Annotated in this window: 19 protein-coding genes; 10 read left to right on the top strand and 9 right to left on the bottom strand. The window is 59.1% G+C overall.

Translation table 11 applies throughout. The features are described from left to right. From hisD to AAEO81_RS06020, 9 genes are all read right to left on the bottom strand, one after another. Complete coding sequence (hisD, locus tag AAEO81_RS06060) at positions 1–1,329, bottom strand: histidinol dehydrogenase (RefSeq protein ID WP_341962287.1); 1,329 nt, start codon at positions 1,327–1,329, stop codon at positions 1–3. Positions 1,330–1,476: 147 nt separating this feature from the next. Next, positions 1,477–2,112 (bottom strand): ATP phosphoribosyltransferase, encoded by a 636-nt coding sequence (gene hisG, locus AAEO81_RS06055; protein WP_341962285.1) that lies wholly within the window; start codon positions 2,110–2,112, stop codon positions 1,477–1,479. Positions 2,113–2,277: 165 nt separating this feature from the next. Beyond that, positions 2,278–3,543, bottom strand: a complete 1,266-nt coding sequence (gene murA, locus AAEO81_RS06050; protein WP_166596450.1) for a UDP-N-acetylglucosamine 1-carboxyvinyltransferase — start codon at positions 3,541–3,543, stop codon at positions 2,278–2,280. 23 nt (positions 3,544–3,566) lie between these two features. Beyond that, a complete protein-coding gene (locus tag AAEO81_RS06045; RefSeq protein WP_062384295.1) occupies positions 3,567–3,806 on the bottom strand; it encodes a BolA family protein in 240 nt (79 codons plus the stop codon). A gap of 114 nt (positions 3,807–3,920) precedes the next feature. Continuing rightward, a complete protein-coding gene (locus AAEO81_RS06040) occupies positions 3,921–4,226 on the bottom strand; it encodes an STAS domain-containing protein (RefSeq protein ID WP_341962280.1) in 306 nt (101 codons plus the stop codon). After that, positions 4,223–4,870 carry an ABC transporter substrate-binding protein gene (locus tag AAEO81_RS06035; RefSeq protein ID WP_166596448.1) on the bottom strand — a complete coding sequence of 216 codons (648 nt, stop codon included), beginning with the start codon at positions 4,868–4,870 and terminating at the stop codon, positions 4,223–4,225. Before AAEO81_RS06035 ends, AAEO81_RS06040 begins: the two co-directional genes overlap by 4 nt. A gap of 11 nt (positions 4,871–4,881) precedes the next feature. Continuing rightward, on the bottom strand, positions 4,882–5,349 hold the full coding sequence (mlaD, locus tag AAEO81_RS06030) for an outer membrane lipid asymmetry maintenance protein MlaD (RefSeq protein WP_166596447.1): 468 nt from the start codon (positions 5,347–5,349) through the stop codon (positions 4,882–4,884). Then, the gene (mlaE, locus tag AAEO81_RS06025; protein ID WP_166596446.1) at positions 5,349–6,146 is read right to left on the bottom strand and encodes a lipid asymmetry maintenance ABC transporter permease subunit MlaE; all 798 of its coding nucleotides are present in this window, start codon (positions 6,144–6,146) and stop codon (positions 5,349–5,351) included. The genes mlaD and mlaE overlap by 1 nt, the downstream gene beginning before the upstream one ends. Then, positions 6,146–6,955, bottom strand: a complete 810-nt coding sequence (locus tag AAEO81_RS06020; RefSeq protein ID WP_166596445.1) for an ATP-binding cassette domain-containing protein — start codon at positions 6,953–6,955, stop codon at positions 6,146–6,148. The genes mlaE and AAEO81_RS06020 overlap by 1 nt, the downstream gene beginning before the upstream one ends. Positions 6,956–7,270: 315 nt before the next feature. Here AAEO81_RS06020 and AAEO81_RS06015 point away from each other — a divergent pair, with 315 nt between their 5' ends. The 10 genes from AAEO81_RS06015 to AAEO81_RS05970 all read left to right on the top strand — a co-directional run bounded on the left by AAEO81_RS06015 (position 7,271) and on the right by AAEO81_RS05970 (position 14,331). Further along, positions 7,271–8,245 (top strand): KpsF/GutQ family sugar-phosphate isomerase, encoded by a 975-nt coding sequence (locus AAEO81_RS06015; protein WP_341962277.1) that lies wholly within the window; start codon positions 7,271–7,273, stop codon positions 8,243–8,245. 33 nt (positions 8,246–8,278) lie between these two features. Then, positions 8,279–8,788, top strand: coding sequence for an HAD family hydrolase (locus AAEO81_RS06010; protein WP_341964473.1), 510 nt, complete (start codon positions 8,279–8,281; stop codon positions 8,786–8,788). Between the two features lie 10 nt (positions 8,789–8,798). After that, complete coding sequence (gene lptC / locus AAEO81_RS06005; RefSeq protein ID WP_166596443.1) at positions 8,799–9,371, top strand: LPS export ABC transporter periplasmic protein LptC; 573 nt, start codon at positions 8,799–8,801, stop codon at positions 9,369–9,371. Next, the gene (gene lptA, locus AAEO81_RS06000) at positions 9,358–9,906 is read left to right on the top strand and encodes a lipopolysaccharide transport periplasmic protein LptA (RefSeq protein ID WP_166596442.1); all 549 of its coding nucleotides are present in this window, start codon (positions 9,358–9,360) and stop codon (positions 9,904–9,906) included. Before lptC ends, lptA begins: the two co-directional genes overlap by 14 nt. Then, entirely contained in the window at positions 9,906–10,631 is a 726-nt protein-coding gene (gene lptB / locus AAEO81_RS05995; protein WP_166596441.1) for an LPS export ABC transporter ATP-binding protein, read from the top strand. The genes lptA and lptB overlap by 1 nt, the downstream gene beginning before the upstream one ends. A 190-nt stretch (positions 10,632–10,821) precedes the next feature. Next, entirely contained in the window at positions 10,822–12,321 is a 1,500-nt protein-coding gene (locus AAEO81_RS05990; protein WP_341962275.1) for an RNA polymerase factor sigma-54, read from the top strand. 77 nt (positions 12,322–12,398) lie between these two features. Then, a complete protein-coding gene (gene raiA / locus AAEO81_RS05985) occupies positions 12,399–12,707 on the top strand; it encodes a ribosome-associated translation inhibitor RaiA (protein WP_062384329.1) in 309 nt (102 codons plus the stop codon). Positions 12,708–12,719: 12 nt separating this feature from the next. Then, complete coding sequence (gene ptsN, locus AAEO81_RS05980; RefSeq protein WP_341962273.1) at positions 12,720–13,184, top strand: PTS IIA-like nitrogen regulatory protein PtsN; 465 nt, start codon at positions 12,720–12,722, stop codon at positions 13,182–13,184. A 2-nt stretch (positions 13,185–13,186) separates the two neighbouring features. Further along, positions 13,187–14,044: an RNase adapter RapZ gene (gene rapZ / locus AAEO81_RS05975; RefSeq protein WP_166596438.1), complete on the top strand. Its 858-nt coding sequence runs from the start codon at positions 13,187–13,189 to the stop codon at positions 14,042–14,044. A gap of 14 nt (positions 14,045–14,058) precedes the next feature. Continuing rightward, positions 14,059–14,331, top strand: coding sequence for an HPr family phosphocarrier protein (locus AAEO81_RS05970; protein WP_166596437.1), 273 nt, complete (start codon positions 14,059–14,061; stop codon positions 14,329–14,331). Positions 14,332–14,429 lie beyond the last annotated feature (98 nt).

Genomic DNA, 14,429 nt, shown 5'->3' with positions numbered 1-14,429 from the left:
TTACTTGCCTTCTTGTTGGTTGTCGACGATCCGGTATTCGGCGCTGCGGGCGTGGGCGGTCAGCGACTCACCCCGCGCCAGCACCGAAGCGGTCTTGCCCAATTCCGATGCGCCCTGCTCCGAACAGAAGATGATCGAGGAGCGCTTCTGGAAGTCGTAGACGCCCAGTGGCGACGAGAAGCGCGCAGTGCCGGAGGTCGGCAAGACGTGGTTTGGCCCGGCGCAGTAATCGCCTAACGCTTCGGAGGTGTGGCGGCCCATGAAGATAGCGCCTGCGTGACGGATCTGCGGCAGCCAGGCTTCAGGGTCTGCCACCGACAGCTCCAAGTGCTCCGGCGCGATGCGGTTGGCAACTTCGATGGCCTGAGCCATGTCAGCCACTTTGATCAGCGCGCCACGGCCGTTGATCGAGGTGTTGATAATTTCCGCGCGCTCCATAGTCGGCATCAGCTTGGTGATGCTGGCAGCCACTTGGTCGAGGAAAGCTGCGTCCGGACTGACCAGAATCGCCTGAGCGTCCTCGTCGTGTTCGGCTTGGGAGAACAGGTCCATGGCGATCCAGTCCGGGTCGGTCTGACCATCGCACACCACGAGGATTTCCGAAGGGCCGGCAATCATGTCGATGCCGACCTGACCAAATACATGACGCTTGGCCGTGGCGACATAGATGTTGCCCGGACCGACGACTTTGTCCACCTGCGGAACGCTTTCGGTGCCGTAAGCCAGTGCCGCGACCGCCTGAGCGCCGCCGATGGTGAACACGCGGTCCACACCGGCGATGCAGGCCGCCGCCAACACCAGTTCGTTGATCTCTCCACGTGGGGTGGGCACGACCATCACCACTTCACCAACGCCCGCCACTTTCGCCGGGATCGCGTTCATCAGCACTGAGGATGGGTAGGACGCCTTGCCGCCTGGCACGTAAAGACCGGCACGGTCCAGTGGCGTCACTTTCTGGCCCAGCACGGTGCCGTCGGCCTCGGTGTAGCTCCAGGAGTCCTGCTTCTGACGCTCATGGTAATTGCGCACTCGGTCAGCGGCTTTCTCCAACGCCTGGCGCTGAGCCGGAGTAATGCGTGTCAGCGCCAGTTCCAGTCGCTCGCGAGGCAGGATCAGGTCAGCCATCGACGCCACTTCCAGCCCGTCGAAACGCTGGGTGTATTCCACCAATGCCGCATCGCCGCGCTCGCGCACGTTCTTGATGATGTCCAGCACACGCTGATTGACCGAATCGTCAGACACGCTTTCCCAGCTCAGCAGATGATCCAGATGTCGAGCGAAATCCGGGGCAGCAGCGTCGAGTCGGCGAATGGTGTTGGAAGTGGTCATAGCGTGAGCCTCTATAAATGGCGTTTTCTCAGGAGCCTGATGCGAAGGCAAGAGCCTAAGCTACCAAGCCATCCGCGCAGGCACCTGAGAAATTTGGCTATGACACGGATAGCTGGGCGCGACGTTGTGTAACGTCACGCGAAACAGTCAGCCGCGGTGTCGCGACTCCACGGCAGTACGCAGTGTGTCGATCAGCGACTGGATGCGGGCGTGTTGCATCTTCATCGATGCCTTGTTGACCACCAGACGTGAACTGATATGGGCAATCAGTTCCTGAGGCTCAAGGCCGTTGGCACGCAGCGTGTTGCCGGTGTCGACGACATCGATGATCTTGTCGGCCAGCCCCACCAGCGGCGCCAGCTCCATCGAGCCGTACAGCTTGATGATGTCGACCTGACGGCCCTGCTCGGCGTAGTAACGCTTGGCGACGTTGACGAACTTGGTGGCCACACGCAGACGGCCTTTGGGCTCGCCCGCGCCGACAGCACCTGCCGTCATCAGCTTGCACTGGGCGATTTGCAGGTCCAGCGGCTCATAAAGCCCCTGGCCGCCGTATTCCATCAGAACGTCCTTGCCCGCCACCCCCAGGTCTGCCGCACCATGCTCAACGTAGGTCGGCACGTCCGTCGCGCGTACGATCAACAGGCGCACATCGTCCTGCGTCGTCGGAATGATCAGCTTGCGGCTCTTGTCCGGATTCTCGGTCGGCACGATGCCCGCAGCAGCGAGAAGCGGCAGGGTGTCGTCAAGGATTCGGCCCTTGGACAGTGCGATGGTCAACATGGGAAACGTCAGTCCTTATCAGCATGCGCATGTCGGGTCGCAATGGGCGCCCGGCAACCTTCGAGTCGCGACAGCTGGACTCGAAGTGAAACGATTCAAAAGGTCAAACTTTCAAACGGCGGCCCCGTTGCCCGATGAGTCCGGGCAACGGAACCCCGAGGGCTGCTAGCCCGGTACGCGACGGATTTTCGCGCCCAGCATTTGCAGCTTCTCTTCGATGCACTCGTAACCACGGTCTATGTGGTAAATGCGGTCGATCAGCGTATCGCCCTCGGCCACCAGCGCCGACAGCACCAGGCTGGCCGAAGCACGCAGGTCGGTCGCCATCACAGGCGCGCCTTTGAGTTTCTCGCAGCCTGTGACAATGGCGGTGTTGCCTTCGACCTGGATCTGCGCGCCCATGCGGTGCATTTCATAAACGTGCATGAAGCGGTTTTCGAAGATGGTCTCGATGATCGCGCCCGTGCCTTCGGCAATGGCGTTCAACGAAATGAACTGCGCTTGCATGTCGGTCGGGAATGCCGGATACGGCGCGGTGCGCAGGTTCACGGCCTTCGGACGCTTGCCATGCATGTTCAGCTCGATCCAGTCGGCGCCGGTCGTGATTTCGGCACCGGACTCACGCAGCTTTTCAAGAACAGCTTCGAGAATGGTCGGATCGGTGTCCTTGACCTTGACGCGGCCACCGGTCACGGCAGCGGCGACCAGGTAGGTGCCGGTTTCGATACGGTCAGGCATGACGCGATAGGTCGCCTTGCCCAAACGCTCGACGCCGTCGATGGTGATGGTATCGGTGCCAGCACCGGAGACCTTGCCGCCCATGGCGTTGATGAAGTTCGCCAGATCGACGACTTCAGGCTCGCGGGCGGCGTTCTGCAGCACGCTGCGGCCACGGGCCAGGGCAGCGGCCATCATGATGTTCTCGGTACCGGTCACGCTGACGGTATCGAAGAAGAAGTGGGCACCACGCAAGCCGCCTTCAGGCGCCTTGGCCTTGATGTAGCCGCCTTCGACTTCAATGACCGCGCCCATGGCTTCGAGGCCACGGATGTGCAGGTCAACCGGACGCGAACCGATGGCGCAACCGCCTGGCAGCGCCACCTCGGCCTCGCCAAAACGGGCAACCATCGGGCCCAGCACCAGAATCGACGCACGCATGGTTTTCACCAGTTCGTAGGGCGCGATCAGGGTCTTGATGGTGCGAGGATCGATCTCGACGCTGAGCTTCTCGTCAATGATCGGCTCGATGCCCATGCGACCGAACAACTCGATCATGGTGGTGATGTCGTGCAGGTGCGGCAGGTTCTGAACGGTGACTGGCCCATCGGCCAGCAGCGTTGCAGCAAGAATCGGCAGGGCAGAGTTCTTCGCCCCGGAAATGCGGATTTCGCCATCAAGACGAACGCCGCCAGTAATAATCAGTTTGTCCATTAGGATCTCGACGCCAGTTTGGCTCAGGTGCGCTCGGCCCATGCAGCGCGGCTGAAGAATTTCATGGTGACCGCGTGGATGCTGCCATCGGCGATCCACGGGTTCAAATGCGTGTAGATCTGCTGCTGGCGCTTGACTGGACTCAGTGTAGCCAGTTCATCGCTGATCACGTTCAACTGGAAGTTGCAGCCTTCGCCCTCAACTTCGACCTGGATCTCTGGCAGCTTACCTTCAAGGAAGCTTTTAACTTCTACGGCCTGCATGCTTAACCTCAATCGGCGCTCTACGCGCGCGGGTCGGCCATCATACAAAAAAGCCCTCTCGTTGCGAACCCTGCTGTGCAGGTGCCGGACGAGGGGCTTGATCGACGACAGCCTTCAGTGTTGTTCGAACAGTTCGGTCAGACCCGATACCTGTGCAATCTCTCTCATATCTGCAGGCAATGCACGCACGCTCACCGTTTTGCCGGCCGCCTGCCCATCGCGCATGAACGCCAGCAGCAGGGCCAGGCCCACGCTGCTGGATTTTTCCACCGCCGAGCAATCCAGCACCAGTGTCGGCGCATCGCTGGCTTTGATCAGCTCGGCACCTTGCTCGCGCAGGGCCGGGCCGGTGCGGTAGTCCAGCACACCGAACAGCTTCAGTTCGCCGCCACCGACGGCGGTGACACATGCATCACTCATTTGACGACCTTGTCAGGCGAGTTCTCGGTCTCCTGCTTGGCCTTGGCGACTTCACCAGCCCAACCATTGATGGTCTTGTCCAGATTGTTGCCGTTGCGCTGCATGGCGTCAGCGAACTGATCCCGGAACAGCTTGCCAATGTTGATGCCGTTGATGATCACGTTACGCAACTTCCATTCGCCGCCGACCTTCTCCAGTGTGTACTGCACGGGATAAACCGCGCCGTTGGTGCCCTTGACGGTCATGCCGACGCTGGTCCGATCACCTGACTCATCTTTCGGCGGGTCAACCGCGATACCTTGGTTGTTGTATTCCAGCAGGGCATTGCCGTAGAACTGAAACAACCCCCTTTTGAAATTGTCCGCGAAGGTTTGCATCTGCGCTGGCGTAGCGTTGCGCGAATACTTGACGGTCATGATGCTCCTGGAAATACCTTCGGCATCGACCACCGGGCCCACGATGGTGTTCAGCGCGCTATAAAACGCGCTGGGGTCCTGCTTGTACTTTTCTTTGTTGGCACTCAGGTCGGCCAGCATCTTGTTGGTCGTGTCCTGCACCAGATCGTGCGCGGAGCCCGCCGCGTTGGCGATCAAGGGCAGCGCTGCAAGCAGTACCAACAGGCCACGTCGCAAGTTAGAGATCATGAACAGCTTCCTCATTTGGCGTCTTTATTGACCGTATTAAGCAGGAATTTACCGATCAGGTCTTCGAGTACCAGCGACGACTGGGTGTCATGAATCGTGCCGCCATCCTTCAACAACTGGTCATCACCACCCACGCTGATGCCGACGTATTTCTCGCCCAGCAAGCCAGCGGTCAGGATGGACGCAGTGGAGTCCGAAGGCAGGTTGTTCACCCGCTTATCCACGTCCATGGTCACGCGCGCCGCGAAAGTATCGTGGTCCAGATCGATTGCAGTGACCTTGCCGATGGTCACACCGGCCATGGTCACCTTCGCTCTGACAGTCAAACCGGCGATATTGTCGAAATTTGCATAAAGTTTATAACTGTCGTTGGTCGTGCTGGCGCTCAGACCGCTGACGCGCAGGGCGAGCAAGAGCAAAGCCAGAATCCCGGCCAGCAGGAACAGGCCGACACCGGTTTCGAGGGTGCGGTTTTGCATCAGAAGTCTCCAAACATCAAGGCGGTCAAAATAAAGTCCAGGCCCAGTACGGCCAATGAGGCGTAGACCACGGTCTTGGTCGTGGCGCGACTGATGCCCTCTGAAGTGGGCTCGCAGTCATAACCTTGGAACACGGCGATCCAGGTGACCACAAAGGCGAAGACGACGCTTTTGATGACACCGTTGATTACATCGTTCGGGAAGGAAACACTGTTCTGCATGTTCGCCCAGAAGGAGCCTTCATAGACGCCCAGCCAGTCAACGGCGACCCATGAACCGCCCCAGATGCCGACCACGCTGAAGATGATGGCCAACACCGGCAACGAAATGAAACCGGCCCACAAGCGAGGCGCGGCAATGTATTTCAGCGGATCGACGCCGATCATTTCCAGGCTGGACAACTGTTCTGTGGACTTCATGTTGCCGATTTCGGCGGTCAACGCTGAACCCGCACGGCCAGCAAACAGCAACGCTGTGACGACCGGGCCCAGCTCACGCAGCAACGTCAAGGCAACCATCTGCCCCACGGCCTGTTCGGAACCGTACTTGGCGAGAATGCTGAACCCCTGCAGAGCGAGCACCATGCCGATGAAAATGCCCGACACGACGATGATCGCCAGCGACATGACACCGACCGAATACAACTGGCGAACCAACAATTGAAAACCGCCGCCGATTCCGCCTCGCCCCAACAAGGCATGAACCAGAAAAATCCCCGAACGCCCCAACACTGCAACAATATCGATCGCGGAGCGCCCCATCAGGCGAACACGATCCATCAATGACTTTCTGCGCATCAGCGCTTCCCCAAAAGATCTTCGCGATAATCCGGTGCCGGATAGTGGAAAGGCACGGGGCCGTCTGGATCCCCTGTCATGAATTGTCGAATGCGCGGGTTATCCGACTGCATCAGTTCCTGGGGCGTACCTTGCCCCAGCACCTGCCCGTCACCGACGACATAGAGATAGTCAGCGATACTCGCCGTCTCGGCCAGGTCGTGAGAGACCACGACACTGGTGATGCCCAATGCATCGTTGAGCAGGCGGATCAGGCGCACCAGGACGCCCATGGCAATCGGGTCCTGCCCGACGAAGGGCTCGTCGTACATGAGAATCTGAGGATCGAGCGCAATTGCCCGGGCCAGCGCGACCCGACGCTTCATGCCGCCAGACAGCTCATCGGGCATCAACTCGACAGCGCCGCGCAGCCCGACCGCCTGTAGTTTCAGCAGCACGATGTCGCGGATCATGTCTTCTGGCAGCTTGGTGTGCACTCGGAGCGGGAACGCAACGTTCTCGAAGACATCGAGGTCGGTAAACAGCGCGCCACTCTGGAACAGCACGCCCATTTGCTTACGTGCATCGAAGAGATCGCTGCGTGAAAGCTTCGGCAGGTTCTGGCCATTGACCCAGACTTCGCCGCTGCTCGGACGCAGTTGTGCGCCCATCAGGCGCAGCAACGTGGTCTTGCCACTGCCCGACGGCCCCATGATGCCGGTGACTTTGCCCCGGGGGATGCGGATATCGACATTATTGAAGATGCTGCGCGAGCCGCGCTTGAAGGACACTCCCTTCAATTCGACCGCGTAGGCGTTATCGGCGCTCATCTAAACTCCTTGCGATACAGCCTGTCTCTCAGATGCCGCGTCCTTGACGAACGACACACTGTCTGGAGGGGCCGAACAAGCGGCGAACTATAACACCGCTGTCGAACGCCGCCAAAGCTCCAACACGGCAAGTCGTTAATAGGGACAGATATTTCAGACGCCGAGGAATTTTCCTGCACCGCCAACACACCTTTGCTGAACGAGAACTGACGGACCGCAAGCTTCTATTAAACAAACAGCGACGATGAAGCGTGAGGGTTTTCAACATTGTCGCTATAATCCCCGCCTTTTCACCCGACCGACCCTATTCTCGACATGACCAACGCCCGCGACCTGATTCAATCTGCCCAGTGCACCATCCGCCTCGAAATCGAGGCCGTCGAAGGTCTGCTGGCACATATCGATGCGGATTTCGTGAACGCTTGCGAGATGATTCTTGCGAGCCAAGGCCGCGTGGTCGTGGTCGGCATGGGCAAGTCCGGCCACATTGGCAAAAAGATCGCGGCCACACTGGCCAGCACCGGCACCCCGTCGTTTTTCGTCCATCCTGCCGAAGCCAGCCACGGCGACATGGGCATGATCACCAGCGCCGACATCATTCTCGCGCTGTCCAACTCGGGCACCACCGCAGAGATCGTGACGCTGTTGCCCTTGATCAAACGCCTGGGCATCAAGCTCATCAGCCTGACCGGCAACCCCGAGTCGACGCTGGCGAAGGCGGCGGACGTCAACCTCAATGCCCGAGTCGAAAAAGAAGCCTGCCCACTTAACCTGGCGCCCACCTCCTCGACCACTGCTGCATTGGTCATGGGCGATGCGCTGGCCGTGGCCCTGTTGGATGCGCGCGGTTTCACGGCTGAAGATTTCGCATTCTCGCACCCCGGTGGCGCGCTGGGTCGCCGCCTGCTGCTCAAGGTCGAGCACGTCATGCACACTGAGGCCGAACTGCCGAAAGTCGCCCGCGGCACGCCATTGCGTGATTCGCTGATGGAAATGACCCGCAAGGGCCTGGGCATGACCGCCATTGTCGAAGCCGATGGCCGACTGGCAGGGATCTTCACCGACGGCGATTTGCGCCGGACCCTGGACCGCGACATCGACATCCGCCAAGCGACCATCGATGACGTCATGACCGTTCACGGTAAAACCGTCCGTGCCGACATGCTGGCAGCCGAAGCGCTGAAAATCATGGAAGACAACAAGATCAGTGCGCTGATCGTTGTCGACGGGAACGACTGCCCGGTGGGTGCGTTCAACCTTCAGGATCTGCTGCGTGCGGGAGTGATGTAAATGAGCGCCGACAACCTCAACAACAGCGAATTGATGCAGCGCGGCAAAGGCATCAAGCTGGCCGTCTTCGATGTCGATGGCGTGCTGACCGATGGCCGACTGTATTTTCTGGAAGACGGCAGCGAGTTCAAGACCTTCAATACCCTCGATGGCCAGGGCATCAAGATGCTGATCAACTCGGGGGTGATCACCGCTATCATCAGCGGCCGCAAGACGCCGGTGGTCGAACGCCGCGCCAAAAACCTGGGCATCGCGCATCTTTATCAGGGACGCGAAGACAAACTGGTGGTGCTCGACGAGCTTTTGCAGCAACTGAACCTAAGCTACGAACAGGTCGCCTATCTGGGTGATGACCTGCCTGACCTGCCGGTGATCCGCCGTGTCGGTCTGGGCATGGCTGTGGCCAATGCCGCCGGATTTGTCCGCCAGCATGCGCATGGCACGACCCAGGCACGAGGCGGCGAAGGCGCCGCCCGGGAATTCTGCGAGTTGATCCTGACAGCTCAGGACAACCTCGAAGCGGCCCACGCCGCCTACTTATAGAAGTGCATTTATGCTGAGCAAAAGAATTCGTACGTTCCTGATCTTCGGTGTGCTGGCGGTACTGCTTGCAGCGGCCGGCTATTGGAACATCAGCCCGGAAAGCTTCATGGATCAACCCAAAGCGGCCGTGGATGAGAACGCCATCGATTATTACGCGATGAACGCGCACAGCATCCAGTACCTGCCGGATGGGTCAATGCAATATGACATGACCGCCGACAAGGTCGAGCACCTCAAGGCCACCGACGTAACCCTGATGACGACCCCGGTTTTGCAGATGTTTCGCGGATCGGAGTTTCCCTGGCACGTGCAGAGCGTGCGCGCCGAAGTGTCGCCAGGAGGCGATCATGTCGAGCTGATCGACAAGGTTCGCATCAACCGCACGGACGAAAAGAACCGCACCACGATCATCACCAGCACCCGCATGACTGTCTTCCCTCAGAAGCAATATGCGGAAACCGCGCAACCCGTTAGAATCGACGGTTTCAACGGTGTGAGCACCGGTACGGGTATGAAAGCCTATCTAAAAGAAAGCAGGATACACCTGCTATCGAACGCAAGAGGACAGTATGAGGCTCCTTAAAACCCTCCCTATTTTGCTTGGCCTGGGCGCAGCACTGGGAAGCGTGAGCGCCTGGGCTCTGCCGAACGATCAGGATCAGCCCATCCGTGTTCAAGCCGATGACGCCCAACTGGACGACAAGCAAGGCATCGCCACCTACACCGGTAACGTGATCATCACCCAGGGTTCGATGAAGGTTACCGGCAACAAGGTGACCATGACTCGCACCCCTGCTGGTGATATCGATGTCGTGACCTCTGTCGGCAACCTTGCGTATTTCGAGCAACTGCAGACCGCCGGCGACCCGAAACCCGTGCAGGGCTGGGGCGTGACGATCCAGTACCATGCGCCGCAAAACCGCATCGTATTGATCGACAAGGCCAAGGTAGTCGACAAGGACAACAACGTGACTCAGGGCGAGAAGATCGTCTATGACACGGTGAGAAAACTTGCCAGCGCTGGCCGCGCCACCGGCAGTAAGGTGACCGAAGCGCGTCCTCGCGTCGACATGGTGATCCAGCCGAAAAAGAAAACCGACCAGCAGAAGGCCCCTTAATGGCAACGCTGAAAGCCCAACACTTGGCCAAGGCTTACAAAAGCCGCCAAGTCGTACGTGACGTCAGCCTGTCCATCGACAGCGGCCAGATCGTCGGTCTCCTGGGCCCTAACGGCGCAGGCAAGACAACGTGCTTCTACATGATCGTCGGCCTGGTTCAGGCCGATCAGGGCCGCGTGCTGATCGACGACCAGGACGTGAGCCACCAGCCGATGCATGGCCGTGCTCGCGCCGGTATCGGCTATCTGCCGCAGGAAGCGTCGATCTTCCGCAAGCTGTCGGTGTCGGACAACATCATGGCGATCCTCGAGACCCGCAAGGAGCTCGATCGCGCAGGACGCCGCAAAGAGCTGGAAAGCTTGCTGCAGGAATTCCATATCACACACATCCGCGACAACCTCGGGATGAGCCTGTCCGGTGGCGAACGCCGCCGAGTGGAAATCGCACGCGCACTGGCGACGTCGCCGAAATTCATTCTGCTGGACGAACCCTTCGCGGGCGTCGACCCCATCTCCGTGGGCGATATCAAGCAGATCATCTACCATCTCAAGGCGAAGGGTATCGGCGTTCTGATCACCGACCACAACGTCCGTGAGACACTCGACATCTGCGAAACGGCTTACATCGTCAACGATGGGCAACTGATTGCAGAAGGCGATTCCGAAACCATCCTGGCCAACCAGTTGGTCAAGGAAGTGTATCTCGGTCACGAGTTCCGCCTGTAAACCACGCAATGGCAAGGGGTTGGTCGGCGAACGCAGCATGCGCCTCATCGCCAACCTCGCATAAATTGTCATTACACCCTAGGCAAACACTCCGGGTTCAGGCATATAATTTGCTTAAGTTGGCGCCTCGGCGCCCCTAGTAGTGGATGGCGCCCATGTGCGCCGGCGAATAAGGTGTTAAGCCCCTGCCATGAAACCTTCGCTAGTCTTGAGAATGGGCCAGCAGCTGACGATGACACCGCAGCTGCAACAGGCCATCCGCTTACTCCAACTGTCGACGCTGGATCTCCAACAGGAAATTCAGGAGGCACTGGAGTCCAATCCGATGCTGGAGCGCCAGGAAGAAGGCGACGATTTCGATAATGCCGACCCCATGGCCGACAATATCGAGCAAAAGCCCAACCCTGACGTACAGGAACCGACCTACCAGGAATCCGCGCCCACCGTCGACAATCTCGAAGACGGCGAATGGAGCGAAAGCGAGCGTATTCCCAACGAACTGCCCGTCGATACGGCCTGGGAGGATGTCTACCAGACGAGCGCCAGCAGCCTGCCCAGCAATGACGATGACGAGTGGGATTTCACCACGCGCACGTCGGCGGGCGAGAGCTTGCAAAGCCATCTGCTTTGGCAACTGAACCTGGCACCGATGTCGGATACCGATCGTTTGATCGCCGTCACGCTGATTGACTGCATCAACAATCAGGGTTACCTCGACGAATCCCTGGAAGAGCTGCTGGACGCCTTCGACCCGGAACTCGACATCGAGCTGGACGAAATCGAAGCCGTGCTGCACCGCATCCAGCAATTCGAGCCGGCTGGCGTCGGCGCCCGCACGCTTAGCGAGTGCTTGTTGCTGCAACTGCGCCAGCTTCCGGCCAAGACCAAATGGCTCGCCGAAGCCCAGCGACTGGTCAGCGACTACATCGACCTGCTTGGCAGCCGTGACTACGCGCAGCTGATGCGGCGCATGAAGATCAAGGAAGATGATCTGCGCCAGGTCATCGAACTGGTCCAGAGCCTCAACCCACGCCCTGGCTCGCAGATCGAATCCACCGAAGCCGAATACGTAGTGCCAGATGTCATCGTGCGCAAGCACAATGAGCGCTGGCTGGTCGAACTCAATCAGGAAGCCGTTCCCCGCCTTCGGGTGAATCCGCAATACGCCGGTTTCGTGCGCCGCGCCGACACAAGCGCCGACAACACCTTCATGCGCAACCAGTTGCAAGAAGCCCGCTGGTTCATCAAAAGCCTGCAAAGCCGTAACGAAACCCTGATGAAAGTGGCGACCCAAATCGTCGAGCATCAGCGGGGCTTTCTGGAGTATGGCGATGAGGCGATGAAGCCGTTGGTGCTGCACGACATCGCCGAGGCGGTGGGCATGCACGAATCGACGATTTCACGCGTCACCACGCAGAAATTCATGCATACACCCCGTGGTATTTACGAACTGAAGTATTTCTTTTCCAGCCACGTCAGCACCTCCGAAGGCGGCGAATGCTCGTCCACTGCCATTCGCGCAATCATCAAAAAACTGGTTGCTGCGGAAAATCAGAAAAAGCCGTTGAGTGACAGCAAGATCGCTGGTTTACTGGAGGCACAAGGCATTCAAGTGGCCCGTCGCACAGTCGCCAAGTACCGCGAGTCCTTAGGAATCGCGCCGTCCAGCGAACGCAAGCGACTGATGTAGAGGTCACAAGCCACAGCGTTCCAGTGGCAGGCAACCAAGCCTGCCTCTTAATGCACTGGCAACGAAGGAGAAGCTGTATGCAAGTCAACATCAGTGGACACCAACTGGAAGTGACCAAGCCCCTGCGCGAATACATCGAGCTGAAGCTGAAAAAGCTCGAAGGGCATTTTGACAAGATTACGAACGTGCAGGTGACGATGGCCGTCGAGAAGCTCAAACAGAAGATCGAGGCCACCCTGCATATCCACGGTGGAGAGGTCGTTGCCAATGCCGAACATGATGACATGTACGCGGCGATCGACCTGCTCACTGACAAGCTCGACAGACAATTGCTCAAGCATAAGGAAAAGCAGCAAAGCATCCTCAAAGGTGCGGCAGCTCGCTGACACTCCCCATCCATGATCCGACTTGAAAATATCCTGACCCCTGGCCGTTCCCTCGTGAACGTGCCAGGCGGCAGTAAAAAAGCCGTTCTCGAAGAGATTGCCAAACTGATCGGGCAACAAGTGCCCGAATTCGACTGGCAAACCGTCTACGAAAGCCTTATCGCCCGTGAAAAACTCGGCTCCACCGGGTTTGGTAACGGCATCGCGATCCCCCATTGCCGCCTGAAAGGCTGCACGGCGCCTGTGAGCGCGGTGCTGCACCTGGAACGCCCGGTGGACTTCGACGCCATCGACGGCGCGCCTGTGGATCTGCTGTTCGTGCTGCTCGTCCCGGAAGCGGCCACCGACGCCCACCTCGAACTGCTGCGTCAGATCGCCAGCATGCTTGACCGCGCTGACGTGCGCGCCAGCCTGCGTGGTGCCAAGAGCAGCGAAGAGCTTTACAACGTCGTGCTCAACGTCCAGAACGGTCACTGATCATGCGCATGATCATCGTCAGCGGTCGCTCCGGCTCCGGCAAGAGCACGGCCCTCGATGTTCTCGAAGACAGCGGTTTCTACTGCGTCGATAACCTGCCGGCAGGCCTGCTCCCCGAGCTTGCCGAGCGCGCACTGATCAATACCGAACTCGCTGAGCCGTTGTTAGCGGTCTCTATCGACGCCCGGAACGTGCCCAGCCACCTGACCCGTTTTCCGCGAATGCTCGAAGAGGTCCGCGCTCGCCACATTCAGTGCGACGTGCTGTTCCTCGACGCTGAAGAGTCCACACTGCTCAAGCGCTTCTCTGAAACGCGCCGCCGCCATCCGCTGAGCAATGCCACGCGCTCGCTGGCCGAAGCGATTCGAGATGAAAAAACCTTACTGGGGCCGATCATCGACCTGGCCGATCTGACCATCGATACGACCCACCTGAACCTTTATCAGCTGCGCGACACGTTGAAGCTGCGTCTGCTGAACAAACCCGAACCCGGCACCGCTTTCCTCATTGAATCCTTTGGCTTCAAACGCGGCATGCCCGTGGACGCGGATCTGGTGTTCGACGTGCGCTGCCTGCCCAACCCCTACTGGAAACCCGAACTGCGTGAGCAATCGGGACTCGACCAGCCGGTGGCGGACTATCTGGCCGCGCAACCCGATGTCGAAGAGATGTTCCAGGACATCTCGTCATACCTGACCAAGTGGCTGCCGCGCTTCGCTGCCAGCAACCGCGCCTACGTTACCATTGCCATTGGCTGCACCGGCGGACACCACCGCTCCGTCTACCTGACCGAACGCTTGGGTCAGGTCCTGCAACAATCGCTCAAGAATGTTCAGGTTCGCCACCGCGACCTAAGCTAAGGACCCCCAACGCGATGCCCGCTCACCAAATCACCATCATCAACAAGCTGGGCCTGCATGCCCGCGCTGCCGCCAAATTCGTCGGCGTTGCCGGCAAGTACCCCTGCCAGATCCGCGTGGGCCGCACTCCGGACAGCATGGTCGATGGTAAAAGCATCATGGCCGTCATGATGCTGGCTGCAGGGAAAGGCACCGAAATACACCTGCTGACAGAAGGCGACGACGAACACGCCGCACTGGAAGGTTTGATCGAACTGATCAACAACAAGTTTGATGAAGGGGAATGAAGGTTGGCCGACCTTCGCCAGATCCGTTATTCCTGAAACACAGCCCGACGGTAAGCCGGGCTTCTCAGGATCGAGCATTACCCCTTCGTTTCGCGCCT

Origin of the sequence: Pseudomonas sp. RC10 (genome assembly GCF_038397775.1) — a bacterium.
Lineage (GTDB): Bacteria > Pseudomonadota > Gammaproteobacteria > Pseudomonadales > Pseudomonadaceae > Aquipseudomonas > Aquipseudomonas bambusae.
This window is presented reverse-complemented; position numbering and strand designations above follow the sequence as displayed.

Bases quoted from the DNA above. Each gene is read 5' to 3' on its own strand.
- murA (WP_166596450.1), bottom strand. From the start codon at position 3,543: ATGGACAAACTGATTATTACTGGCGGCGTTCGTCTTGATGGCGAAATC.
- lptC (WP_166596443.1), top strand. From the start codon at position 8,799: ATGCTGAGCAAAAGAATTCGTACGTTCCTGATCTTCGGTGTGCTGGCG.
- mlaE (WP_166596446.1), bottom strand. From the start codon at position 6,146: ATGCGCAGAAAGTCATTGATGGATCGTGTTCGCCTGATGGGGCGCTCC.
- AAEO81_RS06015 (WP_341962277.1), top strand. From the start codon at position 7,271: ATGACCAACGCCCGCGACCTGATTCAATCTGCCCAGTGCACCATCCGC.
- AAEO81_RS05970 (WP_166596437.1), top strand. From the start codon at position 14,059: ATGCCCGCTCACCAAATCACCATCATCAACAAGCTGGGCCTGCATGCC.
- lptB (WP_166596441.1), top strand. From the start codon at position 9,906: ATGGCAACGCTGAAAGCCCAACACTTGGCCAAGGCTTACAAAAGCCGC.
- AAEO81_RS06040 (WP_341962280.1), bottom strand. From the start codon at position 4,226: ATGAGTGATGCATGTGTCACCGCCGTCGGTGGCGGCGAACTGAAGCTG.
- raiA (WP_062384329.1), top strand. From the start codon at position 12,399: ATGCAAGTCAACATCAGTGGACACCAACTGGAAGTGACCAAGCCCCTG.
- hisG (WP_341962285.1), bottom strand. From the start codon at position 2,112: ATGTTGACCATCGCACTGTCCAAGGGCCGAATCCTTGACGACACCCTG.
- ptsN (WP_341962273.1), top strand. From the start codon at position 12,720: ATGATCCGACTTGAAAATATCCTGACCCCTGGCCGTTCCCTCGTGAAC.
- AAEO81_RS06010 (WP_341964473.1), top strand. From the start codon at position 8,279: ATGCAGCGCGGCAAAGGCATCAAGCTGGCCGTCTTCGATGTCGATGGC.
- hisD (WP_341962287.1), bottom strand. From the start codon at position 1,329: ATGACCACTTCCAACACCATTCGCCGACTCGACGCTGCTGCCCCGGAT.
- AAEO81_RS06045 (WP_062384295.1), bottom strand. From the start codon at position 3,806: ATGCAGGCCGTAGAAGTTAAAAGCTTCCTTGAAGGTAAGCTGCCAGAG.
- rapZ (WP_166596438.1), top strand. From the start codon at position 13,187: ATGCGCATGATCATCGTCAGCGGTCGCTCCGGCTCCGGCAAGAGCACG.
- AAEO81_RS06035 (WP_166596448.1), bottom strand. From the start codon at position 4,870: ATGATCTCTAACTTGCGACGTGGCCTGTTGGTACTGCTTGCAGCGCTG.
- mlaD (WP_166596447.1), bottom strand. From the start codon at position 5,349: ATGCAAAACCGCACCCTCGAAACCGGTGTCGGCCTGTTCCTGCTGGCC.
- AAEO81_RS06020 (WP_166596445.1), bottom strand. From the start codon at position 6,955: ATGAGCGCCGATAACGCCTACGCGGTCGAATTGAAGGGAGTGTCCTTC.
- AAEO81_RS05990 (WP_341962275.1), top strand. From the start codon at position 10,822: ATGAAACCTTCGCTAGTCTTGAGAATGGGCCAGCAGCTGACGATGACA.
- lptA (WP_166596442.1), top strand. From the start codon at position 9,358: ATGAGGCTCCTTAAAACCCTCCCTATTTTGCTTGGCCTGGGCGCAGCA.